General features: G+C 69.8%; 29 protein-coding genes. 11 read left to right on the top strand and 18 right to left on the bottom strand.

Annotated features, from left to right (window positions below; all coding sequences use genetic code 11):
* The first annotated feature begins 24 nt into the window (after positions 1-24).
* The 6 genes from PGN37_RS23815 to PGN37_RS23790 all read left to right on the top strand — a co-directional run bounded on the left by PGN37_RS23815 (position 25) and on the right by PGN37_RS23790 (position 4,989).
* Positions 25-741: an HAD family hydrolase gene (locus PGN37_RS23815; protein ID WP_335333452.1), complete on the top strand. Its 717-nt coding sequence runs from the start codon at positions 25-27 to the stop codon at positions 739-741.
* Positions 742-752: 11 nt separating this feature from the next.
* Positions 753-1,193, top strand: a complete 441-nt coding sequence (locus PGN37_RS23810) for a nitroreductase family deazaflavin-dependent oxidoreductase (protein WP_335333451.1) — start codon at positions 753-755, stop codon at positions 1,191-1,193.
* A 3-nt stretch (positions 1,194-1,196) separates the two neighbouring features.
* Positions 1,197-2,096, top strand: a complete 900-nt coding sequence (locus tag PGN37_RS23805; protein WP_335333450.1) for a 1,4-dihydroxy-2-naphthoyl-CoA synthase — start codon at positions 1,197-1,199, stop codon at positions 2,094-2,096.
* Positions 2,097-2,164: 68 nt separating this feature from the next.
* Positions 2,165-3,049, top strand: coding sequence for an SDR family oxidoreductase (locus tag PGN37_RS23800; protein ID WP_335333449.1), 885 nt, complete (start codon positions 2,165-2,167; stop codon positions 3,047-3,049).
* Positions 3,046-4,584 (top strand): long-chain-fatty-acid--CoA ligase, encoded by a 1,539-nt coding sequence (locus tag PGN37_RS23795; protein ID WP_335333448.1) that lies wholly within the window; start codon positions 3,046-3,048, stop codon positions 4,582-4,584. The genes PGN37_RS23800 and PGN37_RS23795 overlap by 4 nt, the downstream gene beginning before the upstream one ends.
* A gap of 18 nt (positions 4,585-4,602) precedes the next feature.
* Positions 4,603-4,989 (top strand): VOC family protein, encoded by a 387-nt coding sequence (locus PGN37_RS23790; RefSeq protein ID WP_335333447.1) that lies wholly within the window; start codon positions 4,603-4,605, stop codon positions 4,987-4,989.
* On the opposite strand, the gene PGN37_RS23785 is transcribed toward PGN37_RS23790, so the two are convergent.
* The 3 genes from PGN37_RS23785 to PGN37_RS23775 are packed head-to-tail and all read right to left on the bottom strand — an operon-like array spanning position 4,986 to position 6,871.
* Entirely contained in the window at positions 4,986-5,285 is a 300-nt protein-coding gene (locus PGN37_RS23785; protein WP_335333446.1) for a DUF3349 domain-containing protein, read from the bottom strand. The two genes, PGN37_RS23790 and PGN37_RS23785, sit on opposite strands and share 4 nt — an antisense overlap.
* Before the next feature lie 10 nt (positions 5,286-5,295).
* Positions 5,296-5,580, bottom strand: a complete 285-nt coding sequence (locus PGN37_RS23780; RefSeq protein WP_335333445.1) for a hypothetical protein — start codon at positions 5,578-5,580, stop codon at positions 5,296-5,298.
* A 40-nt stretch (positions 5,581-5,620) separates the two neighbouring features.
* Positions 5,621-6,871, bottom strand: coding sequence for an inorganic phosphate transporter (locus PGN37_RS23775; RefSeq protein WP_335333444.1), 1,251 nt, complete (start codon positions 6,869-6,871; stop codon positions 5,621-5,623).
* A 228-nt stretch (positions 6,872-7,099) separates the two neighbouring features.
* On the opposite strand from PGN37_RS23775, the gene PGN37_RS23770 reads away from it, so the two are divergent.
* Together PGN37_RS23770 and menE are read left to right on the top strand one after the other, a co-directional pair.
* Positions 7,100-7,432: a DUF3349 domain-containing protein gene (locus tag PGN37_RS23770; RefSeq protein WP_335333443.1), complete on the top strand. Its 333-nt coding sequence runs from the start codon at positions 7,100-7,102 to the stop codon at positions 7,430-7,432.
* Between the two features lie 20 nt (positions 7,433-7,452).
* Positions 7,453-8,577, top strand: coding sequence for an o-succinylbenzoate--CoA ligase (gene menE, locus PGN37_RS23765; protein ID WP_442933003.1), 1,125 nt, complete (start codon positions 7,453-7,455; stop codon positions 8,575-8,577).
* Here the strand turns inward: menE and PGN37_RS23760 are convergent.
* The 7 genes from PGN37_RS23760 to PGN37_RS23730 are packed head-to-tail and all read right to left on the bottom strand — an operon-like array spanning position 8,574 to position 12,518.
* Positions 8,574-8,744 (bottom strand): CsbD family protein, encoded by a 171-nt coding sequence (locus PGN37_RS23760; protein ID WP_335333442.1) that lies wholly within the window; start codon positions 8,742-8,744, stop codon positions 8,574-8,576. The two genes, menE and PGN37_RS23760, sit on opposite strands and share 4 nt — an antisense overlap.
* Before the next feature lie 6 nt (positions 8,745-8,750).
* Positions 8,751-10,334, bottom strand: coding sequence for a phospholipase D-like domain-containing protein (locus tag PGN37_RS23755; protein ID WP_335333441.1), 1,584 nt, complete (start codon positions 10,332-10,334; stop codon positions 8,751-8,753).
* A complete protein-coding gene (locus PGN37_RS23750) occupies positions 10,331-10,876 on the bottom strand; it encodes an alkaline shock response membrane anchor protein AmaP (RefSeq protein ID WP_335333440.1) in 546 nt (181 codons plus the stop codon). Before PGN37_RS23750 ends, PGN37_RS23755 begins: the two co-directional genes overlap by 4 nt.
* Positions 10,873-11,466, bottom strand: a complete 594-nt coding sequence (locus PGN37_RS23745; protein WP_335333439.1) for a DUF6286 domain-containing protein — start codon at positions 11,464-11,466, stop codon at positions 10,873-10,875. The genes PGN37_RS23750 and PGN37_RS23745 overlap by 4 nt, the downstream gene beginning before the upstream one ends.
* Positions 11,463-11,852 carry an Asp23/Gls24 family envelope stress response protein gene (locus tag PGN37_RS23740; RefSeq protein ID WP_335333438.1) on the bottom strand — a complete coding sequence of 130 codons (390 nt, stop codon included), beginning with the start codon at positions 11,850-11,852 and terminating at the stop codon, positions 11,463-11,465. Before PGN37_RS23740 ends, PGN37_RS23745 begins: the two co-directional genes overlap by 4 nt.
* Positions 11,845-12,024: a hypothetical protein gene (locus PGN37_RS23735; RefSeq protein WP_221361402.1), complete on the bottom strand. Its 180-nt coding sequence runs from the start codon at positions 12,022-12,024 to the stop codon at positions 11,845-11,847. Before PGN37_RS23735 ends, PGN37_RS23740 begins: the two co-directional genes overlap by 8 nt.
* A 38-nt stretch (positions 12,025-12,062) precedes the next feature.
* Positions 12,063-12,518, bottom strand: coding sequence for an Asp23/Gls24 family envelope stress response protein (locus tag PGN37_RS23730; RefSeq protein WP_335333437.1), 456 nt, complete (start codon positions 12,516-12,518; stop codon positions 12,063-12,065).
* 213 nt (positions 12,519-12,731) lie between these two features.
* On the opposite strand from PGN37_RS23730, the gene PGN37_RS23725 reads away from it, so the two are divergent.
* Positions 12,732-14,087, top strand: a complete 1,356-nt coding sequence (locus tag PGN37_RS23725) for a hypothetical protein (RefSeq protein WP_335333436.1) — start codon at positions 12,732-12,734, stop codon at positions 14,085-14,087.
* Here PGN37_RS23725 and PGN37_RS23720 read toward each other — a convergent pair.
* The 5 genes from PGN37_RS23720 to PGN37_RS23700 are packed head-to-tail and all read right to left on the bottom strand — an operon-like array spanning position 14,059 to position 17,543.
* A complete protein-coding gene (locus tag PGN37_RS23720; protein WP_335333435.1) occupies positions 14,059-14,496 on the bottom strand; it encodes a hypothetical protein in 438 nt (145 codons plus the stop codon). The genes PGN37_RS23725 and PGN37_RS23720 overlap by 29 nt on opposite strands.
* Entirely contained in the window at positions 14,493-15,599 is a 1,107-nt protein-coding gene (locus PGN37_RS23715; RefSeq protein ID WP_335333434.1) for a molybdopterin-dependent oxidoreductase, read from the bottom strand. Before PGN37_RS23715 ends, PGN37_RS23720 begins: the two co-directional genes overlap by 4 nt.
* Positions 15,596-16,225, bottom strand: a complete 630-nt coding sequence (locus PGN37_RS23710) for a class I SAM-dependent methyltransferase (RefSeq protein ID WP_335333433.1) — start codon at positions 16,223-16,225, stop codon at positions 15,596-15,598. Before PGN37_RS23710 ends, PGN37_RS23715 begins: the two co-directional genes overlap by 4 nt.
* Positions 16,225-16,890 (bottom strand): TIGR04282 family arsenosugar biosynthesis glycosyltransferase, encoded by a 666-nt coding sequence (locus PGN37_RS23705; protein WP_335333432.1) that lies wholly within the window; start codon positions 16,888-16,890, stop codon positions 16,225-16,227. Before PGN37_RS23705 ends, PGN37_RS23710 begins: the two co-directional genes overlap by 1 nt.
* Positions 16,887-17,543, bottom strand: coding sequence for a glycosyltransferase family 2 protein (locus PGN37_RS23700; RefSeq protein ID WP_335333431.1), 657 nt, complete (start codon positions 17,541-17,543; stop codon positions 16,887-16,889). Before PGN37_RS23700 ends, PGN37_RS23705 begins: the two co-directional genes overlap by 4 nt.
* Before the next feature lie 102 nt (positions 17,544-17,645).
* Here PGN37_RS23700 and PGN37_RS23695 point away from each other — a divergent pair, with 102 nt between their 5' ends.
* Positions 17,646-18,362, top strand: coding sequence for a response regulator transcription factor (locus tag PGN37_RS23695; protein ID WP_335333430.1), 717 nt, complete (start codon positions 17,646-17,648; stop codon positions 18,360-18,362).
* Positions 18,349-19,374, top strand: coding sequence for a sensor histidine kinase (locus PGN37_RS23690; RefSeq protein WP_335333429.1), 1,026 nt, complete (start codon positions 18,349-18,351; stop codon positions 19,372-19,374). Before PGN37_RS23695 ends, PGN37_RS23690 begins: the two co-directional genes overlap by 14 nt.
* Before the next feature lie 114 nt (positions 19,375-19,488).
* On the opposite strand, the gene PGN37_RS23685 is transcribed toward PGN37_RS23690, so the two are convergent.
* From PGN37_RS23685 to PGN37_RS23675, 3 genes are read right to left on the bottom strand one after another with little or no spacing between them, the layout of a single operon-like run.
* The gene (locus PGN37_RS23685; RefSeq protein WP_335333428.1) at positions 19,489-20,607 is read right to left on the bottom strand and encodes an NAD(P)H-dependent flavin oxidoreductase; all 1,119 of its coding nucleotides are present in this window, start codon (positions 20,605-20,607) and stop codon (positions 19,489-19,491) included.
* A 33-nt stretch (positions 20,608-20,640) separates the two neighbouring features.
* The gene (locus PGN37_RS23680) at positions 20,641-21,675 is read right to left on the bottom strand and encodes an NAD-dependent epimerase/dehydratase family protein (protein ID WP_335333427.1); all 1,035 of its coding nucleotides are present in this window, start codon (positions 21,673-21,675) and stop codon (positions 20,641-20,643) included.
* Positions 21,672-22,448: an S-methyl-5'-thioadenosine phosphorylase gene (locus PGN37_RS23675; RefSeq protein ID WP_335333426.1), complete on the bottom strand. Its 777-nt coding sequence runs from the start codon at positions 22,446-22,448 to the stop codon at positions 21,672-21,674. Before PGN37_RS23675 ends, PGN37_RS23680 begins: the two co-directional genes overlap by 4 nt.
* Positions 22,449-22,545: the final 97 nt, after the last annotated feature.

Below are 22,545 nucleotides of genomic sequence, written 5' to 3'. Positions count from 1 at the left end.
TACGACCGTTTCACACCTGGCACGATGGTCCCCGTGGCCGACCCCAAGACCGACATGGATGCAGTGCTGTTCGATTTCTCCGGCACCCTGTTCCGGCTCGAGGAAGACGACAGCTGGTTCGAGGGCATGACCCTCGACACCCCCGACAACAAAGAAGTCGACGCGCACGTGCAGGCGGAACTGGTCCATCGGCTCACCGTGCCGACGGGGCAGACCGTGTCGATGACGCCCGAGGCGCTGGATGCATGGGTCAATCGGGACCTCGCCCCCCACCTTCATCGCGAGGCCTACCTGCATGTGCTCCGCGAGTCCGGGCTGGCCCGCCACCACGCGGAATCGTTGTACTCCAAGGTGATCGACCCGATCTGGTGGAGGCCCTACCCGGACACCGCGAGGGTGCTGGCCGGGCTGAAGGCGGGAGGCATCAAGACCGCGGTGGTGTCCAACATCGCGTTCGACATCCGGCCCGCGTTCGAGAGGATCGGCGTGGCCGACGACGTCGACGTCTTCATCCTCTCGTTCGAAGTGGGTTCAACCAAGCCGGACCCGGCGATCTTCATGGCAGCGTTGGAGCAGCTCGGCGTGCCTGCCGAGCGCGCGCTGATGGTCGGCGACAGCGACGAGGCCGACGGCGGCGCACGCGCCCTGGGCTGCGGGTTCGCGCTCGTCGACCCGCTCCCCACGAAGGACCGCCCCGACGGGCTCGTCGCGGCCCTGGGGGCGCACGGCATCGCGCTGTAACCTCGGTTTTCATGGCGAATCCCCGGCCGCCGTGGTGGCTCAAGCCGATGAACAAGGTCCTGATGGCGGCGACGCGGATCGGGATCGTCAAGGACGGGCCGATGGTGCTGACGGTGACGGGCCGCAAGTCCGGTCAGCCCCGGTCGACGCCGATCACGCCGTTCGAGGTGGACGGTCGACGCTACGTCGTCGGCGGTTTCCCCGGCGCGGACTGGGTGCGCAACGCACAGGCCAACCCCGAGGCGGTGCTCCAGAAGGGGAAGGTCCGCGAACACGTACGGATGGTGGAGCTGTCCGCCGAGGAAGCGCGTCCTCTGCTGCGGCAGTTCCCGGTGCTGGTGCCCACCGGGGTGAGCTTCATGAAGAACGCCGGATTGGTGACCGGACCGAACCCCGAGGAGTTCGAGGCGCTGGCCGGGCGCTGCTCGGTGTTCCGGTTCGATACCGTCTGACGGGTGAGCACCCCGTTCGACCCCAGTCTGTGGCAGCCGGTCGCCGGCTTCGAGGACCTGACCGACATCACCTACCACCGGCACGTCAGCCAGCCGACCGTCCGCGTCGCGTTCGACCGGCCCGAGGTGCGCAACGCGTTCCGGCCGCACACGGTCGACGAGCTGTACCGGGCCCTGGACCACGCCCGGATGAGCTCCGACGTCGGCGTCGTGCTGCTGACCGGCAATGGTCCGTCCCCCAAGGACGGCGGCTGGGCGTTCTGCTCGGGCGGTGACCAGCGCATTCGCGGGCGCTCCGGCTATCAGTACGCCTCGGGCGAGACCGCGGAGACCGTCGACCCGGCGCGCGCGGGCCGGCTGCACATCCTCGAGGTGCAGCGCCTGATCCGGTTCATGCCGAAGCCGGTGATCTGCCTGGTCAATGGCTGGGCCGCCGGTGGTGGACATTCGCTGCACGTCGTGTGCGACCTGACGTTGGCCTCCCGTGAGCACGCCCGGTTCAAGCAGACCGACGCCGATGTCGGTTCGTTCGACGCCGGCTACGGCTCGGCGTACCTGGCCAGCCAGGTCGGGCAGAAGTTCGCCCGCGAGATCTTCTTCCTCGGCCGGCCCTACACCGCCGAGCAGATGCACGCGATGGGCGCCGTCAACGAGGTCGTCGACCACGCTGACTTGGAAACCGTTGCGCTGCAATGGTCTTCGGAGATCAACGGCAAGTCGCCGCAGGCCATCCGGATGCTGAAGTATGCCTTCAACCTCCCGGAGGACGGCCTGGTGGGCCAGCAACTCTTCGCCGGAGAGGCGACGCGGCTGGCCTACATGACCGACGAGGCAGTCGAGGGGCGTGATGCGTTCCTGGAGAAGCGCGACCCCGACTGGACTCGTTTCCCCCGCTACTTCTGAGAGCGATTTCGGCGTGCTTTTCGTCGCTGAGCGACGACGAACAGGCCGAAATCACGAGAGGACGCCCCATGGCACGGAACCCACTGCGGCGGCTGGCCGAGCAGGTCGTGTTGACGAGCATGCGGCCGCCGCTGATCCCCACCCTGCTGCAGTACCGGCCCGACCGGGAGGTCGTCGACCTGGCCGGTAAGCGAATCCTGCTGACCGGCGCCTCGTCGGGCATCGGCGAGGCCGCGGCAGAGAAGCTGGCCCGCCGCGGCGCCACCGTGATCGCCGTCGCCCGCCGCCAGGAACTGCTCGACGAGCTGGTCACCCGCATCACCGATGCTGGGGGCAGTGCGCGCGCCCATGCCTGCGACCTGTCCGACCTCGACGCGATCGACGCGCTGGTCGACAGCGTCACGGCGGAGTTCGGCGGCGTCGACATCCTGGTCAACAACGCCGGGCGCTCGATCCGCAGGCCGCTGGAGGAGTCGCTGGAGCGCTGGCACGACGTCGAACGCACGATGACGCTCAACTACTACGGCCCCATGCGGCTGATCCGCGGGCTGGCTCCCGGCATGCTCGACCGCGGCGACGGGCACGTCATCAACGTCTCAACCTGGGGCGTGAAGACCGAGTCGCCGCCGCTGTTCGGTGCGTACAACGCCTCCAAAGCCGCACTGTCGTCGATCAGCCGCATCATCGAGACCGAGTGGGGCGACCGCGGCGTGCACTGCACGACGCTCTACTACCCGCTGGTGAAGACCCCGATGATCGCGCCGACGCGCGCCTACGACGGCCTGCCCGGACTGTCGGCGAGCGAGGCCGCGGGCTGGATCATCACCGCGGCGCGGCACCGACCGGTCAGCATCGCCCCACGCATCGCCGTCACCGCCCACGCGATCAACAGCATCGCCCCCGCCGCGGTCGACACGATCATGAAACGTCAGCGCATGCAGCCGAGGCAGTGAGCTTCACCGGGCTGGCCGACGTCGTCCGTGGCCAGGGGCTGCAGCGTCCCGGCGCCGCCGCGTTGATCGTCGGCGACCGCACCATCACCTACGGCGAGCTCGATGACCGCTCCAACCGCGTGGCCCAGGCCTTCGCGGCCGCCGGTGTACGCCGCGGCGATCGCGTGGCCTTCATCGACCGCAACGGCGCCGAGTTCTTCGAGGTGACCGCGGGGCTGGCCAAGTTGGGGGCGGTGGGGGTGCCGGTCAACTGGCGGCTCGCCCCCGCGGAGATGGCGCACATCCTCGCCGACTGCGGAGCCTCCGTCGTCGTGGTCGGCGCCGACTTCTTCGGCCACGTCGAAGCCATCGAGGCGCAGCTCAGCGCGGCTGTCATCGCCATTGGCGCCCACCCCCGCTGGCCGACCTTCGACGACTGGGTGCGGCGCCATCCCGCAGCCGACCCCGGCGTCGTCACCGGGCCTGACGACCTGGTGCTGCTGATGTACACCTCGGGGACGACGGGCCTGCCGAAGGGCGCGATGCTGTCCAACGCCAACTACGTCTGCAAGACCCGCGGCGTGGCCGGCCCGTGGCAGTTGGGTCCCGATGCGGTCAGCATGGCCGTGATGCCGCTGTTCCACATGGCGGGCTCGGGCTGGGCGTTCGCCGGACTGTGGCATGGTGCGCGCACCGTGGTGCTGCGCGACGTCGACCCGGTGGCGATCCTCGACGCGATCGGCACGCACCGGGTCACCAACATGCTCGTCGTCCCCGCAGTGGTGCGGATGCTGCTCGGCACCCCGGGGTCGGCCGGCGCGGACGTGTCGAGCCTGCGCATCGTCGTATTCGGCGCGTCGCCGATCAGCGACGACGTGCTGCGGCGGGGAGTCCAGCGCTTCGGCGCGGTGTTCGCCCAGGTGTACGGCATGACCGAGACCACCGGATCGATCACCCAGCTGTCGGCGGCCGACCTGACGCCGGAAACCATGCGCTCGTGCGGCACCCCGTATCCGTGGGTGCAGCTGCGCATCGTGAGTTCCGACGGCCTCGACGTGCCGACCGGCGGCGTCGGCGAGGTGTGGACCCGGTCGGCGCAGAACATGCTGGGCTACTGGCAGAACCCGGACGCCACCGCCGCGACACTCACCCCCGACGGGTGGCTCCGCACCGGCGACGCCGGATACCTCGACGCGGACGGCCTGCTGTACCTGCACGACCGCATCAAGGACATGATCGTCTCCGGCGGGGAGAACGTGTTCCCCGCCGAGGTGGAGAACGTCCTGATGACCCATCCCGACGTGGCCGACGTCGCCGTGATCGGTGTGCCCGACGACCGCTGGGGCGAGGCGGTGAAAGCCGTCGTCGTGCCCGCCGCAGGAACGCGCCCGAGCGAGCAGGCCCTGATCGATTTCGCCCGCGCGCATCTCGGTGGCTTCAAGCTGCCCAAGAGCGTCGACTTCGTCGACTCACTACCTCGCAACCCGAGTGGGAAGATCCTGAAACGGGCTGTGCGCGAACCGTATTGGCGGGGTATCGGCCGGCCCGTCAGCTGACGTGATAGACACGGGGCCATGGAGATCCTGGCCAGCCGGGTGCTGTTGCGGCCCGCGGACTACGACCGGTCGGTGGCGTTCTACCGCGACGGCCTCGAGCTGGCGATCGCCCGGGAGTACCCAGGGGGCACCGTGTTCCACGCCGGCCAGTCGCTGATCGAGATCGCCGGCCACGGGGCGGCCATCGAGGGGGCTCCGCCGTTCCCCGGGGCGCTGTGGCTGCAGGTGCGTGACGTCGTCGCGACCCAGAATGCGTTGCGCGAGCGAGGGATTCAGATTGCGCGGGAAGCACGGCGTGAGCCATGGGGGCTGATCGAGATGCACGTCCACGACCCCGACGGGGTGACGCTGATCGTCGTCGAAGTGCCCGACGACCACCCGCTGCGCCGCGATACCCGCGGTTAGCGGGCGGGCGCCGCCAGCGGCCAGCCGACCGATGCCAGACGCGACGCGACCTGGTGCATCTCCTCCGGGTTGGGCTCCTTGTCGGTCACCACGTGGATGGCCGCACGGATCTCCTGCTCGGTGACCTCGTCGGAGTTGGATCCCTTGAGCACGGTCTGGGCCGCCTGCACGACCTCTTCCTCGGTGAGCGTGCGCGAGAGCAGCGCCAGCAGCGGGAAGTAGTCCTTCTGCGGGACACCCTGCGGGTAGCCGTCGTGCAGCCAGGTCAGGATGTTGCTGAAATTGTTCTCGGCCATCGCGATCAGCTCACTTTCCGGGAAGGAAGGGAACGGGGTTGAACCCGAAGTGGTGGTTGATGGTGCCCTTGGTGATGTAGAGGATGCCAATCACGATCACGACGGCGACGAACGCGAACAGCAGCAGGCCGACGGCCTTGAGCGCGGGGTTGGGGGCGTCGACCGTTCCGTCGGCCTCGGCGCCGCCAGCTCCGCGCGAGTAGGCGACCAGTCCGACGGCGAACAGCGCGGGCAGGCCGGCACCGAGGACGAGGCCCACGGCGAGCACCTTGAGGATCGCTTCCAGGTAGGACATGTGTGTTCCTTGGCTCCGTTCGGGCTTCTTTGCGGGACGACTAGACCGAAGCCGCGGGCTTCTCGGCGGATGCTGTGAGGTCACGCGCGTCGGCGGGGACCACCGAGTTGGTGGTCTCGTCCCAGTCGGCGTTGACGTTGTGGTGGTTGACCTTCTGCTGCTGGGCCCGCCAGTACATGTAGCCGGAGAGGGCGACCAGGATGACGAAGATCAGGCCGTCGCCGGCGAGCGCGTTGCCGGTGGTCTTCTCGACGATGTGCGACAGCCAGAAGGACAGCGCACCGACGATGCCGGCGGCCGGCAGCGTGATCAGCCACGCGGTGGCCATCCGGCCGGCAACCGCCCAGCGCACCTGCGCGCCCGGCTTGCCGACGCCGCTGCCCAGGATCGATCCCGTCGCCACGTGGGTGGTGGACAGCGCCATGCCTGCTGCGCTGGAGGACAGGATGATCGCCGCCGACGACGCCTCGGCCGCGAGGCCCTGCGGCGACTCGATCTCGACGAGGCCCTTGCCGAGCGTGCGGATGACCCGCCAGCCGCCGATGTAGGTGCCGAGGCCGATGGCCAGCGCGCACGACGCGACGATCCAGAACGGCAGGCCGTCCTCCTTCACGTTGCCGGTGAGGTGGCCGGTGGTGATCAGCGCGAGCGCGATGACGCCCATCGTCTTCTGCGCGTCGTTGGTGCCGTGCGCCAGAGCCACCAGCGAGGCCGTGGCGATCTGGCCCCAGCGGAACCCTTCTTCGCGGCGCTTCTTCACGACGCTGCGGGTGAGCCGGTAGACGATCCAGGTGCCGCATGCCGCGACGAGGCCGGCGATGAACGGGGCGGCCAGAGCCGGGATGATGACCTTGCTGATCACGCCGCTCCAGTTGACCCCGGAGGTGCCGAGCGCGGCGAGGCCGGCGCCGATGAGGCCGCCGAACAATGCGTGCGACGAGCTCGACGGGATACCGAACAGCCACGTGAGCAGGTTCCACAGGATGCCGCCGATCAGGCCGGCGAAGATGATCGTCAACCCGGTGGAGGCATCGATGCCCGACACCAACGATCCGGTCTTGCTGTCCTGGATCTTGAGCACGGACGTCGTGACCGTGATCGCGACCTCGACGGACAGGAACGCCCCGACGAGGTTCAGCACCCCGGCCAGGATCACCGCGGTCTTGGGCTTGAGGGCACCGGTGGCGATGGACGTCGCCATCGCGTTCCCGGTGTCGTGGAACCCGTTCGTGAAGTCGAAAGCCAACGCCGTGGCAATCAACAGCACGAGGATGATCAGCTCTCCGCTCATGCCGATGATTCTGCTGGCCCACACGCGTTTTTGACTAATCGACATGGGCCCGAATTCGGGGTGCCACATGGCACTTTTTCCAAAGCGGCCAAGGTGTTCATCTGATGTTCATCTTGGCGCCGGCAACCGTTGTGCCGCAGCGCCGCCGAACGCCCTTCCACACGGGCCGGGGCTACTATCGAGCTGCCGAGGGCACCTCGCCCCGACGTCTGCACGGGAGATGAGACGTTGACCAAATTCCTGGCCAAGATCGTGGCGTGGATCGCGGCCGGCTATCCCGAAGGGGTGCCCGGTACTGATCGGGTGCCGCTGCTGGCGCTGCTGCGCCGCCGGCTCACCGATGACGAAGTCAAAGCCGTGGTGACCGCCCTGACCGCGGACGCGGATTTCGGCGCTTCAGCCGCCGCGCCGTCCGGCATCGACACCGTCGACATCGGGGTGCTGATCACCCAGATCACCGACGAGCTCCCTTCCCCCGACGATGTCGAGCGGGTGCGTGACCGGCTCGCCGCGCAGGGCTGGCCGCTCGACGATCCGCGCGACAGCGAGGACACCCCATAGCCACGCTGCGCACGCTTCCCGTGGCGTCCGGCGCTACAGCACTGGCCGTCCTGCCTGACGTCGACGCCGCGCTGGACGGTCGCGCCAGCCTGCTGCCGGTCCCTGCCGACGACCCGGAACAGTCCGCGTCGATCTCCCGCGCACTGCGCGCCGGGCAGGAGATCGACGACGCGGTGGCCGCGGTGCTCTCGACGTCGGGCACGACCGGCACCCCGAAGGGTGCCCTGCTGAGTGTGTCCGCCCTGCTGGCCAGCGCACACGCCACCCACGACAGGCTGGGCGGGCCCGGACGGTGGCTGCTGGCCCTGCCCGCCTATCACGTGGCCGGCTTCCAGGTCCTCGTACGCAGCGTCGTCGCCGGCACGACACCGGTGTCGGTTCCCGCCGGCGCACCGCCCGCGGACCTCGCGGACGCGATCTCCGCGATGGGACCGGGCCGCCGCTACGCCTCGCTGGTGGCCGCGCAGTTGACCAAGGCGCTCGATGACCCGGCGGCCGCCGATGCGCTGGCATCGCTGGACGCGGTGCTGATCGGCGGCGGCCCGATGCCCGCCACTGTCGCCGAGAGGGCCTCTGCCGCAGGTGTTCCGGTGTTCCGCACCTACGGGATGAGCGAGACCGCGGGCGGTTGCGTGTACGACGGTGTGCCGCTGAGTGGGGTGCAGGTGGCCCTCGACGGATCTGGCCGCATCTCCCTGGGCGGCCCGACGGTGGCGCTGGGCTACCGCAATCCGATCTCACCCGACCCGTTCGCCGAGCCAGGCTGGTTCCGCACGGATGACATTGGTGCATTTGATGATTCGGGGGTACTGACGGTGTTGGGCCGTGTGGACGACGCGATCAGCACCGGGGGCCTGACAGTGTTGCCGGGGATCGTGGAAGCGGCTGTGGCCAGCCATCCCGCGGTGGCCGAGTGCGCGGTGTTCGGGGTGGCCGACGAAAGACTGGGGCAGCGTGTCGTCGCCGCCGTCGTCGTGAATGACGGTGCGACGATCACGCTGCCCGAGTTGCGTTCGCATGTCGCGGCGGAACTGCCGAGGACGGCGGCACCCCGCGAGGTGCACGTGGTCGCCGAGTTGCCGCGGCGCGGTATCGGCAAGATCGACAGACGCGAACTCATCCGTCGATTCGCCGGCGGCGACTAGCTGAGCTTGTCCTTGATGTTCTCGCCGACCTTCTTGACGCCCGAGACGCCCTGATCCTTCTGGCCTTCGGCCTTCAGATCGTCATTGCCGGTGGCGTCACCCACGACCTCCTTGGCCTTGCCAACGGCATCCTCAGCAGCGTTCTTGGCCTTGTCGATGAAACCCATGTCGTTTCACCCTTTCTCGTGATGAGCGCCCCCTGTGGACGCTGACATCACTTGGTCGTCTGCGATGTCGGATTCCGTACGCGCCCATGAGGTGATGTGCGACACGATGTTCGGGTAAGCACGCGCCACCGGCCACAGCACCAGTCCCGTCACCAAGCTGGCCAGCCCCTCGAGCAGTGATGGCGGCACGTGGTCCGGATCCATCAGGTCGTTCTCGCCCAGCGGTCCGGCATCCCGGGAGATCATGAACCGAGTGAACGAGCGCAGAGACCGTCCCGTGCTGCGCAACGCGTTGACGGTCGCCAGGAAGGAGCCGTGGCGCTCCAACGCCCGACGGAACTCGGTGACCGAGACACCGAGGTGCTCGGCGACGAGATCGTCTCGGGTGAGCAGGATCTCGTGCGCGACATCGGAGCGCTCCCCCGCCTCGATCGCCACGTCACACTCGCTGTCGAAGCCCAGCGACCGGTTGTTCAGATTCGACGAGCCGATGCGCAGCAACCGGTCGTCGATCACCATCACCTTCGAGTGCACGTACACCGGCATGCCGCCGGTGGTGACCGGCCAGTACACACCGAATCGGTTGTGCTCGTCGGCTTTCCACAGCAGGCGCAACAACCGTTCGCGTGCGCTGTCCATCGACTCCTGTTCGAGGCGGCTCTCCGAGCTGCGCGGTAGGACGATCACGACCTCGGGGCCGTCGGGCTCCCGCAACCGGGCTGCGAGCGCGTCGGCCAGGCGCCGGGACGCGAGATACTGGTTCTCCAAATAGATCACGGAGCGGGCGCTGGCTATCGCGGCGAGATTGAGAGCCTCGACCTCCCGGACCTCCGCGCGCGACCCAAAGGAGGGCAGAGTGCGGGCGACCGCGACGTCGACGTCGCGCACATCGGGGTTGAGCCCTCGCGGCCACATCGGCTCCGTCGGGGTCACGGGCTCGAGTTCGACGCCCGTCGCGTCACGCCAGCGCAGTCGCGCCTGGTCGGCCAGCACGCGCGCCGCGGCCTCGTCGACCACGGTCGCGACCTCGTGACGGGGACCGTAGGGGCGCCCGGCCGAGGACCGGCCGCGGTCGCGCCGCGCGTGGTCGCGCTTGTCCCAGCGGCCCAGGGTCAGGTCGATGCCGCCGCAGAACGCGACGGCATCGTCGACGACGACGATCTTCTGGTGGTGCACAGCCCCGGTGGGCCGCGCCCCGTCGACCGCGAAATGCATGCGGGGCAACGTGACTCGATTGACCACCGAGACCGGGGTGAGGCCGAACCAGAACTGGTCGAGCGCCGGGAGCAGGTTCAGGTTGGACTTGAGCAGGTAGACCTCAAGCTCGGGGCGCCGCCACACCAGCCAGGTCAGGAACAGCCCAAGGGTGTCGGGTCCGCGCAGCGTGGAGCCGGTCGGCTCGAAAGCCGTGCGGGCATCCAGATCCCAGCCGATGATCATGATGCGCTTGCGCGCACCGAGCATGGCCTCCTTGACGTAATACAGATAGTCCGCACCGTCGACGAGCCGGGCGAAACGGCCGGCGCGTTCACTGCGCCAACACGTCACGCCCGGCTCGAGGACGGGGTCATCGTGCTCGGCGTCCGTCATCGCACGACGGTTCCGGCCTTGGTGTCGACGCGCAGGACGGTGCGGATCGCGACACTGTCGCCCAGCATCCCCGCGGCAGTGCGGGCGGTGTCGTCCGCCGCGGCGATGGCAGCGGACAGACCGGACCGGGCCGGGATGCGCGCGGTCAACGTGACGGTGGGTCGCCCGCGCTGGAGCGTGGCGCTTCCGGAGGCCTTGGTGACGGCGGGCTCGGCGGCCAACGCGTCAGCGGCAGCGGACGCCACCGAGGTGGCGTCGGCGGTCGCGGTGGCGTCTCCCGTCAGATCCACTCGCGAGGCCTTGGGCGGCCAGCGATGGGAGGCGAGCCAGCGCAGCGCCAGCAGGATGACCACGATGCCGGCACCACCGAGTGCCCACGGCCACCAGGATGCCGACGTCCAACCCGTCAGCGGTGTCCGGAGGGCGCCGCCGCCGCCCAGGTCCCCTCGTACCCACGCGACGGCGGCGAGACCGAGTGCCACCAGGCCGAATCCGGTCAACAGGGTCACGACGCGGTCGAACGCGACAGCGGCGCGGGTCATGAGATCTCCTCTGTTCGGGTGCGGACCACGACGCGCGGCGGGCTCTGCAGCGCACCAACACTGCGAGTCACCGCATCGGTGATGCTGCCGCGCATCGCACCGCCGTCGTCACGGGTGACGCGGCAACGCACGACGACGCGACGCCGGGATGACGTGGCCCGGGCATCGACCACACCGGGGATGTCGCGTGCGGCGGCGCCCGCCAGCGCGGCGATGCCGTCGACGGTCAGGTACATGGGTGTCCGGGCGGTGACGGCCACTGCGGTGCGGCGACGCGGTTTGAGTGCGAGCACGATCAACAGCAGACCGATGAGCACCGCGACGACGCCGGCGATGGTCAGCCAGCCGGCGGGCGTGAAGCCATCGATGGCGTCGGCGGCGACGGGCAACCACGTCGAGCCCGAGGCCCAGCCCAGTCCCACGACGGCATCGCGGACAGCGACGACGCCAAGTGCGGCGAGCAGGATCGCCAGCACGACCGCGACCTTGCTGGCTCCTGCCGCGGCGAGTGGAACGGGTGCCGCGCGCACGGACAACTGGTGCGGCGCTTGGCTTTCCGGCGTCAACTCAGCCTTCTCGGCCGTCGTCATGTCACTTTCCTCTCGGTACTGGGCGGCACGATCGCCGCCACGTGCACCGTGACGCCGTCCACCGCCAACCCGGCGTGGTCCCGCAGCGCGGTCGTGATGCGACCGCGCGCATCCGCCGACAGCGCGGCAAGCGGCCGGCCCCATTCGGCGGCGACCTCGACCGCGGTGCGGACGCGGTCGCCCGCGACGACGGCGTCGACACGTGGGAGGTCGTGGCCGACGAGGTTGCTCAACGCCTTCCCGTGCCGGCGCACCCCGGGGGTGGTCAGCACGGCTGCCTCCACCAGGTGCTCGATCGCGCGGTCGCGAACCCGGAGGCTGCCGCGGTCACCGGGATCGGTGATCGCAGCCGCCTCGTCGACGACGGCCGCTCCGGTCTCAGCCACGGCCCCGGCCCTGCAGCCAGGTCGTCACGTCGAACTCGCCGTCGCGCTGGCCGCCGATCACGTAGCCGATCGCGCCGAGCACCAGCGCGATGAGGAAGCCGGTGAACCCGCCGGCCGCAGCGGCCACACCGAGAAGCACCCCGGCGAGCATGCCGACTGTTGCTGTGGTCATCGTTTCTCTCCTCTGCCGTACGTCGTCCGGGCGATCGGTCACTCGACCCGGCCCGAGCGGTCCTCGGTGTCGTCTCCGTCCTCGTCGGGCACGTGGATGTCGTGGACGGTGATGTTCACCTCGACGACCTCCAGGCCCGTCATGCGCTCCAGTGCGGCGATGACGTTACGGCGGATACCCGCTGCCACGTCGGAGATCGAGACGCCGTACTCGGCGACGATGTCGAGGTCGACTGCGGCCTGCTTCTCGCCCACCTCCACCGAGACGCCCTGGGAGTAGTTGGTGGATGCGCCGGGGATGCGGTCGCGCAGCGCGCCCACGGCGCGGCTGGCGTTCCCGCCGAGGTCGTGCACGCCATGGACCTCGCGCGCGGCGAGACCGGCGATCTTCGACACGACCACATCGGCGATGGTGGTGCTGCCCTGGGTGGTCACCAGCGGGCCGGAGCTGGCCTTGGCAACGGTGGTGGTGGCGGTGGTCGTCGGGGTGGTCACAGTGGTCCTCCTACGGTGATGTGTCGGTGTTCGTACACGTCTTCAGTCGTGGCCCGGCGCCCGATCCGAATGCCGGATCGGTGTAATCCCGCACACATCACCGCCCGTGAGCAACAGCGCAGTACGGGCCATTACCCCGCCACGGCGCGACCTCAAACCGTTGTCATCGACACGTCAGACCTGCCGCGGGTGGCGGTCCCTAGGCTGTCGGGGATGTCTGTGACTCGCAGAGAAGCAGTGGCCGTCACCGTCGCCGTCGTCCTGGTGGCGGCGGCCTTCACCGTGCCGCGCCTGCACCTACCCGTCGTCACACCGCTGCTCAACGCGAGCCCGGACCGGTTCCGCGACTTCGCCGACACGGCACCCATCTTCGGGTGGTGGAACGCCCACGTGGGGCCGGGCACGGTCCCCGCGGTCGCGATCGGTCTGGCCGCGGTGTTGTGGGGGCCCGCCCTGGCCGCGCGGCTGCCGTGGCGCGCGCTGCCGTGGGCGGCGTGGGCGACGTCGTGCGCGTGGGCATTCAGCCTGGCCATGGTCGATGGCTGGCAGCGCGGTTTCGCGGGGCGGCTGACCGCCCGCCACGAGTACCTGCGCCAGGTGCCGACGATCGACGACGTGGGCGAGGCGGTCCGCACGTTCGCGAGCAGAATCCTGGACTACCAGCCGGACTCCTGGATCACCCACGTCTCCGGGCATCCCCCGGGTGCACTGCTGACCTTCGTGTGGCTGGACCGCATCGGGCTCGGCGGCGGCGGGTGGGCCGGGCTGCTGTGCCTGTTGGCCGGCTCCAGCGCCGCGGCGGCGATCGTTGTCGCGGTGCGCGCCCTGAGCGACGAGGACACCGCGCGCCGGGCCGCTCCGTTCGTCGCGGTCGCGCCGACGGCGATCTGGATCGCGGTGTCGGCCGACGGCTACTTCGCCGGCGTCGCCGCCTGGGGCATCGCGTTGTTGGCCCTCGCCGTCACCGGATCGGCGCGGTGGCCTGCAGTGGCCGCGGCGGGAGCTGGGCTGCTGCTCGGCTGGGGCATCTTCTGCAACTACGGGCTGGGACTGATGGCGCTGCCCGCGGTCGCGGTGCTGATCAGCGCGCGCAGCAGGCGCTCGCTGCTGAGCGCGCTGGTGCCGGCTGTGCTCGCCGCGCTGCTGGTGGTCGCGATCTTCGCCGCCGCCGGTTTCTGGTGGCTCGACGGCTACCACCTCGTGCAGGAACGCTACTGGCAGGGCATCGCCAACGACCGGCCGTTCGCGTACTGGGGCTGGGCCAACCTGGCGTCGGTGGTGTGCGCGATCGGGCTCGGCAGCGTGGCGGGGCTCGCCCGGATATTCGATCTGGCGGCGCTGCGACGGCGCAGCGGTCTCCATCTGGTGGTGCTCGGCGCGCTGCTCTCCATCGTGGCAGCCGATCTGTCCCGGCTCAGCAAGGCCGAGACCGAACGCATCTGGCTGCCGTTCATGGTGTGGCTGGTGGCCGCGGCGGCTCTGCTCCCGCGGCGCTCACAGCGCTGGTGGCTGGCGCTCAACGTGATCGGCGCGCTGGCCGTCAATCACCTGATCCTGACGAACTGGTAGAGACCCGCCGCGCGAGAACCCGCTGTCCGAGAACGTAGAGCGGCACGCACGCCCAGATCACGGCCAGCGCGATCCAGAACCCGGGTACGTAGTCGCGGTCGAGCACCGTCATGTTGTCCGGCCGCATGCCCGGTTTGTCGTAGACCGGCACCGCCAACAGCGCCAGCACCACGCTGCACAGAGCGGCAACGGCCACCGGTGCGCGCCAGCCGGCAGGCACCAGGCGTCGTCCCGCGAAACCCAGCGCCGCACACACCGGCGCGAACACGAAGTCGTGCAGGATCACCCCGGCCGCAGCCCAGATCGCGATCCGCAGCAGCACTTCCGGCGGATCGTCGACCAGCAGGAGAGCGCCGTAGGCCGCGAGCGCGACCCCCGCGGCGATCAGCACCGCGCGTAGGACGGTCACGGGACCACCTCGATCCTGGTCAGCCATTTCGTCTGCAGCACACCGGGTCTCGACGGCGCGATCAGACGGCACGGATACCCGTGGTCCAGGTCCAGCGTCTCACCGTTGAGCTGCAGCGCGATCAGCGTCATGTCGTCGCGCGCGTGCCGCGCCGGAAGAACGGTGCGCGAATACGGCCCCGGGCCTTCCAGCGAGATCATCCGGACATCGGAGTCCGGCGCCGCGCCGACCTCGGCGAGCAGCTGCGCGAGCACCACACCGGACCACTGCGCGTCGGCGCTCCACCCTTCCACGCACGAGATCGGCAACCGGTGTGTGCTCTGGGGCAGTGCGGCGAGCTCGGCGATGCTGAACTGTCGGCTGCGGGCGCCGTTGACGACTGTCAGACGGTAGTCCGGCGCTTGTGCGGCACTGATCACCCCGGCCGCCGCCGCGGAGCGGTTCACCGGGACACCCTGGGGCCCTTCGCCAGAACGCGGCGCGAGCACCGAGAGTCGGCGCAGCAGCGGAACCGTCTGACCCACCGTGACGACTGTGGCGGCTGCCACCGCCAGCCACGTCCCGACCAGCACGGTGCGCCGGGTCGGGCCCTGGCGGCGTTCGTCCGTATCGTCGAGAGGCTCCCCCAGCGCACGCCGAATCACGGGCAACTTGACCCCGATGTGCACCACGACCGCACCGATCGCGAGGTAGGCGACCGCGTAATGGGCTGTGGTGAAGAAGAATCCGAACACATACCACTGCGCGGTGTTGAGCAGACCGGTGCTCAGCTGGAAGATCATCGACGCGACCAGCACGAGGATGGAGAGCCGTTCCAGGGCCCGGACCGGGCCGCCGAGCAGCGGCCGCTCGAACAGCTTCGGCCACACCGACCACAGCTTGACCACGAGCAGAGGGATGGCGGCGATACCGCTGGCGACGTGCAGACCCTGCGTGGCGCGATAGAGCCACACCGGCCGTGTGGGCCACCAGAACCAGGGCTGGGGATGCTGGATGAAGTGGCTGATCAAGCCGGTGAGAAAGCAGATCCCCACGGCCACACCGAGAGCCAGCCCGACCCGGGCGGTGATCGCCGTGCCGCGCAGAGTCCAGGTGCGGGTCACGCCGCGGCGAGGGTGGCGACCACCCTCGTGCCGATGTGTCGGATGCCCGCGACCGCGAGCCCCACCTCAGCAGCCAGCGCGGGCATGCTGTCGATACCGACCGAGGCCCACTTGAACCACGGGCCGACCGTGCGCGACGACTCCAGACGTACCCAGCCGACGTCGATTCCGATTGCCGCGGAATCGAATTCGACGAGGCACTGGCCACCGCTGCGCAGCAATTCCGCCGCGCGGCTCAGCACCTTGACCGGATCGCCGCCGAGCCCGATGTTGCCGTCCGCTAACAGCACGGTCTGCCAGCGGCCCGTTCCGGGCAGCGGCTCGAACAGGTCCCGATGCAGCGCTGGGGCACCGCTGCTGCGGGCCAGTCGGACAGCGGTGGCCGACAGGTCGACGCCGAGCGCAGGCACTCCGCGCTGCACCAGATGTGACACCAAACGCCCTGGGCCACAACCCAAGTCGAGCGTCGGACCCTCGCACATGTCGACGACCGCGGTGTCGAACCGATCGTCAGCGTGCCTACCGCCCAACCAGCTGTGCACCGGCAACCGGCTCACCCGGCCGTCGTCGCGGCGCACCCAACATCGTTCCCCGGTCAGGGCCCGGTCGTAGAGCTGTCCGAACATCAGGCCTCCACCGTCGCAGTGATCCGGGCGAACCGCGAGCCCGCCGGGCAGGCGCCGCGCACCGCGTCGACGTCGTCGATCGTGTCGACGTCGGCGAGTTCGGTGACAAGGCCCACAGATAATCCGGTGTCCCGCAGCGCGGCCAGCGTTACGGCACCGGTGTCGGGCGCCGACATCGGCACCTCCCGCAGACAGTCGGCGTAGGCGGCGGCCCGCACACCGAGCACCCACCAGCCACCGTCGCGCGCCATGCCCAGCACGGCGTCGTCGTCGCGCAAGCCGATCACGCACTGGGCCAACAGATCCGGTGTCACCTGCGGGGTGTCCATCCCGATCTGCACCACGGCCGTCGTCTCCGTCGCCGCGGCGGCGTCGACGTGGGCGTTGGCGAGCCGGTCGGCGAAGTCGTCGCCGCGCTGGGGCACCACGACGAAATCACGCAGCCGCGCACGGATCTCCGCGGAACGGGCGGCGGCGTCGAGATCCCCCGTCATCGCGACCACGCGCGCATCGGCAGCGCTCGACGCCACCGCGTCGAGGGTGTCCAGCAGGGCCGCCGCGGCGATCTCGGCGGCCGCGACATCACCGACCGTGGCAGCCAGCCGCGTCTTCGCCAGCCCCGGGACCGGAGCCTTGGCCACCACGAGCAGGCACGTGCGGCTCACCGGATCACCTTCATGAAGTCCAGCGCGGCGGTGGCGCTGCCGCGCACCGAGCCACTCACCTTCGACGTACCGCCCGTGCGGGGACCGTAGGCCACGTCGCGCTCGACCACGGTCCACCCCGCCTGCGCGGCCTTGACCAGCAGCTCGAGCGGATAGCCCGACCGGCGGTCGATGACGCCGAGCCCCAGCACCGCGTCGCGGCGCGCCACCCGCATCGGCGCGATGTCGTGCACCGGCAGGCCGTAGCGACTGCGCAATCGCCAGCACACCGCGGCGGTGCCGAGACGCGCATGCCACGGCCACGTCAGCCCGGGCGTCGCGCGGCGCCGGCCGATCGCCATGTCGGCGCCCCGCTCGACGTCGTCGACCAGCGCAGGCAGATCCAGCGGGTCCAGCGAACCGTCGCCGTCGAGGACCGCCACGATCGGCGTCTCGGCCGCCACCACCCCCGCGTGCACAGCAGCCCCATACCCGGGCGTCGTCTCGGCAACCACGGTGGCACCGCAACGCCGAGCCACCAGGGCCGTCCCGTCCGTGCTGTTGTTGTCCACCACCACAGCGCGGTACCCCGCAGGTACAGCTGCCAACACCCCCGGCAGTGACTCGGCCTCATTCAGGCACGGGAGCACCACCGTGACGGGACTGTCGGGCATAGCTCGCAACGCTAGGCGAGGCGGACGGCGGGCGCGAGCGGCAAGCCTGACGAATCCATGACATAGGTGCAGGTCGTGGGGGTGTGCGGCTAACCTCGGGGAGTGACCCGTGTGCTGATCGCCGACGACGACGACGTCGTCCGCGATGTCGTGCGCCGCTATCTGGAGCGCGACGGACTCGACGTGTCGACCGCGCACGACGGCACCGAAGCGCTGCGTCTCCTCGGTTCCCAGCGCATCGACGTCGCCGTGCTCGACGTGATGATGCCCGGCCCGGACGGCCTGTCACTGTGCCGCAACCTGCGCAAACGGGGCGGCTACGCCGTGCCGGTGATCCTGCTGACCGCGCTCGGCGAAGAGGACGACCGCATCGCAGGCCTCGAAGCGGGCGCCGACGACTACCTGACCAAACCCTTCAGTCCACGCGAACTCGCGCTGCGGGTGCGTTCAGTGCTGCGCCGCGCCCCGGCGGCCCCCGGCGTGCTGCCGATGGAGCTGCGGGCGGGAGAGTTGACCGTGTCGACCGCGTCACGCACTGTCAGCTCGGCGGGCAAACCGGTCAGCCTCACCAACCGGGAGTTCGATCTCCTGCTGTTCTTCCTCACCCACACCGACACCGTCTTCACCCGCGAGGACCTGCTCAAGCAGGTGTGGCACTGGGACTTCGGTGATCTCTCGACCGTGACCGTGCACGTCAAGCGGCTGCGCTCCAAGCTCGGCGACCGCCATCGGGTGCAGACGGTGTGGGGCCGCGGCTACATGTGGGCTTCCGAAGGTTCCGACGAGCCGAGCGCCGGAAGCCCGGATGCCGTCGACTGAGTTCTGGGAGATCGTCGGCTGGGCCCTGGCATGTTCGGTGCCGGTGGTCCTGATCGGTGCTGCGGTTATCCGGTTGGCGCGGACGTGGTCGCTGGCCGTCAGCATGGTGGTGCTGGTGCTGATCCCGGTGCTCGCGACGTTGGCCGGGGTGATCGGCGCGAGCGGGTTCATGATCACCGAGACGTTCGAACGCACCGTGATGGTGCTGGTCATCGTCTCCGTCGTGACGATTCCCGCCGCCGTGATGCTGGGCCGCTATCAGGCCCGACGAACGGTCTGGGAGGCCGAGATCCGCGACTCCGAGCGGGCCGCCGAGCATTCCCGGCGCCGACTGGTCGCGTTCGTCAGTCATGACCTGCGCACGCCGCTGGCCGGGATTCGCGCCGTGTCGGAAGCCATCGCCGACGGCGTGGTCCCCGACGACGAGGTGCGCGTGCACGCCAAACACATCGAGCACGAGTCGGTCCGATTGTCTGAGATGGTCGACGACCTGTTCGAGATGTCCAAGATCAACGCCGGTGCGCTGACGCCGTCGTTCGACAAGGTGGCCCTGGACGAGGTCGTCGACGACGTGCTGGCCGCGCACCGCATCGCGGCTGAACGCGCCGGGGTGCACTTGGCGGCGAACCTGCCCGCGGAGCCGGTGCGGGTGGTCGGCAGCGACCGGGCGCTGGTGCGCGTGCTGTCGAACCTGGTGGCCAACGCGATCGCGCACACGCCCGAGGGCGGCAGGGTCGAGCTGGCGCTGGGCGCCGACGAGAACAGCGCGTGGGCGCGCGTCGACGACACGGGCGTGGGCATCGACGAGGCGGACCTGCCGCGCGTCTTCGACGTCGCCTACCGCGGATCGAACAGCCGGGTGCCGCGTGCCGACTCGTCCCTGCCGAGCGGCTCGGGGCTGGGCCTGGCGATCGCAGCGGGGCTGGTGCAGGCGCACCGCGGCACGCTGTCCGCGCACAATCTGCCGACGGGCGCACGCTTCGAGGTACGGCTACCGCTGGCCATCGACTGAGCTGGCCTGAGCCCCTCTGCCGCGGAATAGCATTCCTGGTTGCTTTTCCGGGCTCGCAACAGCCCGGAATGCTATTCCGCGCAAGCGGGAGGTGCCCCCAATTCCGCGGGTGGGTCAGCCGGGCAGCGAGTTGCTCAGACGATCCGCTGCGGCCAGGTAGTCCTCGATGAACTCGCGGACCACCTCGCGGGCCGGCTTCACCTTGTTCATCAGCCCGACGCCCTGTCCGACGAAATAGGTGGCCAGCGCCTGGGCGCCCTCGTGTCCCTGCGCGGCGAGCACGTCGATGCGGCGGATCACCGGCTCGCACAGCATCGACTGCAGCGGCAACGGCAGCGGCTGATGACCCTCGGCATTCGGCTGCCACGCATCGGTCCACTCCGACTTCAGCTGCCGCGACGGCTTGCCCGTGCGACCCGCGGACCGGACGGTGTCGCGGGAGGAGGCGGCCAGCATCTTGGCCACCGTGTGCGGCGCCGTCTCGGCCTCCTCCGTGGTCAGCCACACCGACCCCGTCCACGCCCCGGCCGCACCCATCGCGACCATGCCGGCCATCTGCCGCCCGGTCACGATGCCGCCGGCCGCCAGCACGGGCACGGCTCCGTCGACTGCTTCGATCACTTCCGGCACGACGACGAGGGTGCTCACCTCGCCGCAGTGCCCGCCGGCCTCGGTGCCCTGCGCGACGATCAGATCCACGCCCGCGGCGACCTGCTTGACCGCGTGCTCCTTGGCCCCGACCAGCGCCGCGACCGGTATGCCGCGCTCTTTACCGGCTGCGATCATGTAGTCCGGCGGCACCCCGAGCGCGTTGGCGATCAGTTTCACCGGGTGCGTCAGCGCCACGTCGAGCAGCTCCGGACCCGTGTTGCCCGACAGTGACGAACCGCCGAGCCGGCGCTCCGCCTCGGGCTCGATGTCGTGGGCGCGCAGCAGATCGTCGACGAGTTCGCGGTAGGTCTGCGGAATCCGCGAGGCGAGGTCGGAGCCCGACAGCTTCTCGCCCTTGCCTTCGAACTTCGCCGGCACGATCAGGTCGACGCCGTAGGGCTTGCCGCCCACCGCGTCGTCGATCCACGCCAGCTCGCGATCCAGCTGCGCCGGGCTGTACGCGGTCGCGCCCAGCACGCCGAATCCGCCGGCGTTGGTGACCGCGGCGACCACGTCCCTGCAGTGGCTGAACGCGAACAAGGGAAAGTCGATGCCGAACTGGTCGCACAACGCTGAGCTCATGCGCTCAGTATTACTTGACAGTTGTCAAGAAAGCTAGACGCCCCGCAGCGGCGCCGTCGCGAACTCCGTCAGACCGTCGGCCGGGGTCACCGCCGCGCGGAAGCCGAGCACCCGCGCCGCCTTCGCCGGATCCGCGACGATGTGGCGGACATCCCCGCTGCGGTACTGGCCCGTCACGAGCGGCGTCACGTCACCACGCGCCTCACACAGCGCGGCGGCCACGTCCAGGATCGCAATGGGCCGGCCCGAGCACACGTTGAACGCGTCGAACCCCCGGGCGTCCGCCTGCACCGCCGCCACATTGGCTGCCGCGACGTCGTCGACGTGGACGAAGTCCCGCATCTGCCCGCCGTCCTCGTAAACCCTTGGCACATCGCCTTTTTCGAGAGACGAGCGGAAGATAGCGGCGACACCGGAGTACGGGGTGTCGCGGGGCATTCCGGGTCCGTAGACGTTGTGGTAGCGCAACGCCACGACCGATCCGCCCGTCGACTCGCTCCACGCCAGCGCAAAGTGCTCCTGCGCGACCTTGCTGGCCGCGTACAAGCTGCGCGGGCGCAGCGCAGCGTCCTCGTCGACCAGCGCCCAGTCCACCCGCTCGCCGCCGACCGGGCAGAGGTGGTCGAACATCCCCGCGTCCAGGTCCTCGCGGCGGCGCGGCTGCGGCTCGACGTCTCCGTGCTCCGGGCACACGAACCGACCCTGGCCGTAGACCACCATCGACGACGCCAGCACCAGGCGCTGACACCCGGCGGCGAACATCTCGGCCAGCAGCACCGCGGTGCCCAGGTCGTTGTGCGACGCATAGTTGGGGGCATCGGCAGCGTTGACCCCGGCCCCGACGACCGCCGCCTGATGACAGACGACGTCGACACCGGCCAGCACCTGTGCGACAGCCGCAGCGTCGCGCACGTCGACATGCGCGACCCCGTCGGGGAGCTCGGCGCCCTCACCGTGGGCGGCGGGCAGCATCATGTCGACCGCGACGACGTCGTGGCCGCCGTCGGTGAGTTGCGCGCGGATGCGGGACCCGATGAAGCCGGCGGCGCCGGTCAGCAGCACCCTCACGGCAGGTCGAACGGCAACGTCACGCCGGCGTGGGGCAGGCAGTGGGTGCAGGTGCGCTCGGAGTCGACGTTGGCGATCGCCTCGTGCACGAGCTGCTTGAACGGCACCAGGTTGCGCTGGAACTCGGCGAAGACGTCCACGGCCGTCACCCCCTTGCCCGTCTCGATGCCCGCATCCAGATCGGTAACCAATGCGATTGCCGCATAACACATCTCGAGTTCACGTGCGAGCACTGCCTCCGGATACCCGGTCATGTTGACCAGCCGGAAACCTTGGCCGGCGAACCACTGGCTTTCCGCGCGGGTGGAAAAGCGGGGACCCTGGATCACCACCATCGTGCCGCCGTCGACCACGTCCGGCAGCCCTGTCACCGCGTCACGCAGCGTCGGGCAGTAGGGATCGGCGAAGCCGACGTGGATACCGCCGGAATCGAAGTACGTGTCCGCCCGGCCCGAGGTGCGGTCCACGAGTTGATCGGGCACCACCATGGCGCCGGGGCCGAGCGCGGGATCGAGGCTGCCGACCGCGCACGGACCGAAGATGCGCCGGACACCGAGTGCGCGCAGCGCCCACATGTTGGCGCGGTAGGGCACGGTGTGCGGCGAGAACTCGTGCTCCGTGCCGTGGCGCGGCAGGAAGGCGACTTCGTGGTCGCCGACCGTGCCGACGGTGATCGCTGCACTGGGTGCGCCGTATGGGGTGTCCAGGTTGACGGTCCGCGCGTCGGGACCGAAGAACGAATAGAACCCGCTGCCGCCGATCACTCCCAGCACTCACCACTCCTCACGTCGACGGACACTGGGCCCATTGTGGTGCATCGCCGCGACCCACCGTCCATGACGTTGCTGTGACGTCCCGAGGTGGGCCGGT

Origin of the sequence: Mycobacterium kyogaense, from assembly GCF_036946525.1 — a bacterium.
Classification (GTDB): domain Bacteria; phylum Actinomycetota; class Actinomycetes; order Mycobacteriales; family Mycobacteriaceae; genus Mycobacterium; species Mycobacterium kyogaense_A.
This window is presented reverse-complemented; position numbering and strand designations above follow the sequence as displayed.

Coding starts and splice junctions, on each gene's coding strand:
- PGN37_RS23815 (WP_335333452.1), top strand. CDS start 25: ATGGTCCCCGTGGCCGACCCCAAGACCGACATGGATGCAGTGCTGTTC.
- PGN37_RS23810 (WP_335333451.1), top strand. CDS start 753: ATGGCGAATCCCCGGCCGCCGTGGTGGCTCAAGCCGATGAACAAGGTC.
- PGN37_RS23800 (WP_335333449.1), top strand. CDS start 2,165: ATGGCACGGAACCCACTGCGGCGGCTGGCCGAGCAGGTCGTGTTGACG.
- PGN37_RS23790 (WP_335333447.1), top strand. CDS start 4,603: ATGGAGATCCTGGCCAGCCGGGTGCTGTTGCGGCCCGCGGACTACGAC.
- PGN37_RS23785 (WP_335333446.1), bottom strand. CDS start 5,285: ATGGCCGAGAACAATTTCAGCAACATCCTGACCTGGCTGCACGACGGC.
- PGN37_RS23780 (WP_335333445.1), bottom strand. CDS start 5,580: ATGTCCTACCTGGAAGCGATCCTCAAGGTGCTCGCCGTGGGCCTCGTC.
- PGN37_RS23775 (WP_335333444.1), bottom strand. CDS start 6,871: ATGAGCGGAGAGCTGATCATCCTCGTGCTGTTGATTGCCACGGCGTTG.
- PGN37_RS23760 (WP_335333442.1), bottom strand. CDS start 8,744: ATGGGTTTCATCGACAAGGCCAAGAACGCTGCTGAGGATGCCGTTGGC.
- PGN37_RS23755 (WP_335333441.1), bottom strand. CDS start 10,334: ATGACGGACGCCGAGCACGATGACCCCGTCCTCGAGCCGGGCGTGACG.
- PGN37_RS23750 (WP_335333440.1), bottom strand. CDS start 10,876: ATGACCCGCGCCGCTGTCGCGTTCGACCGCGTCGTGACCCTGTTGACC.
- PGN37_RS23745 (WP_335333439.1), bottom strand. CDS start 11,466: ATGACGACGGCCGAGAAGGCTGAGTTGACGCCGGAAAGCCAAGCGCCG.
- PGN37_RS23735 (WP_221361402.1), bottom strand. CDS start 12,024: ATGACCACAGCAACAGTCGGCATGCTCGCCGGGGTGCTTCTCGGTGTG.
- PGN37_RS23725 (WP_335333436.1), top strand. CDS start 12,732: ATGTCTGTGACTCGCAGAGAAGCAGTGGCCGTCACCGTCGCCGTCGTC.
- PGN37_RS23710 (WP_335333433.1), bottom strand. CDS start 16,225: ATGTTCGGACAGCTCTACGACCGGGCCCTGACCGGGGAACGATGTTGG.
- PGN37_RS23700 (WP_335333431.1), bottom strand. CDS start 17,543: ATGCCCGACAGTCCCGTCACGGTGGTGCTCCCGTGCCTGAATGAGGCC.
- PGN37_RS23690 (WP_335333429.1), top strand. CDS start 18,349: ATGCCGTCGACTGAGTTCTGGGAGATCGTCGGCTGGGCCCTGGCATGT.
- PGN37_RS23685 (WP_335333428.1), bottom strand. CDS start 20,607: ATGAGCTCAGCGTTGTGCGACCAGTTCGGCATCGACTTTCCCTTGTTC.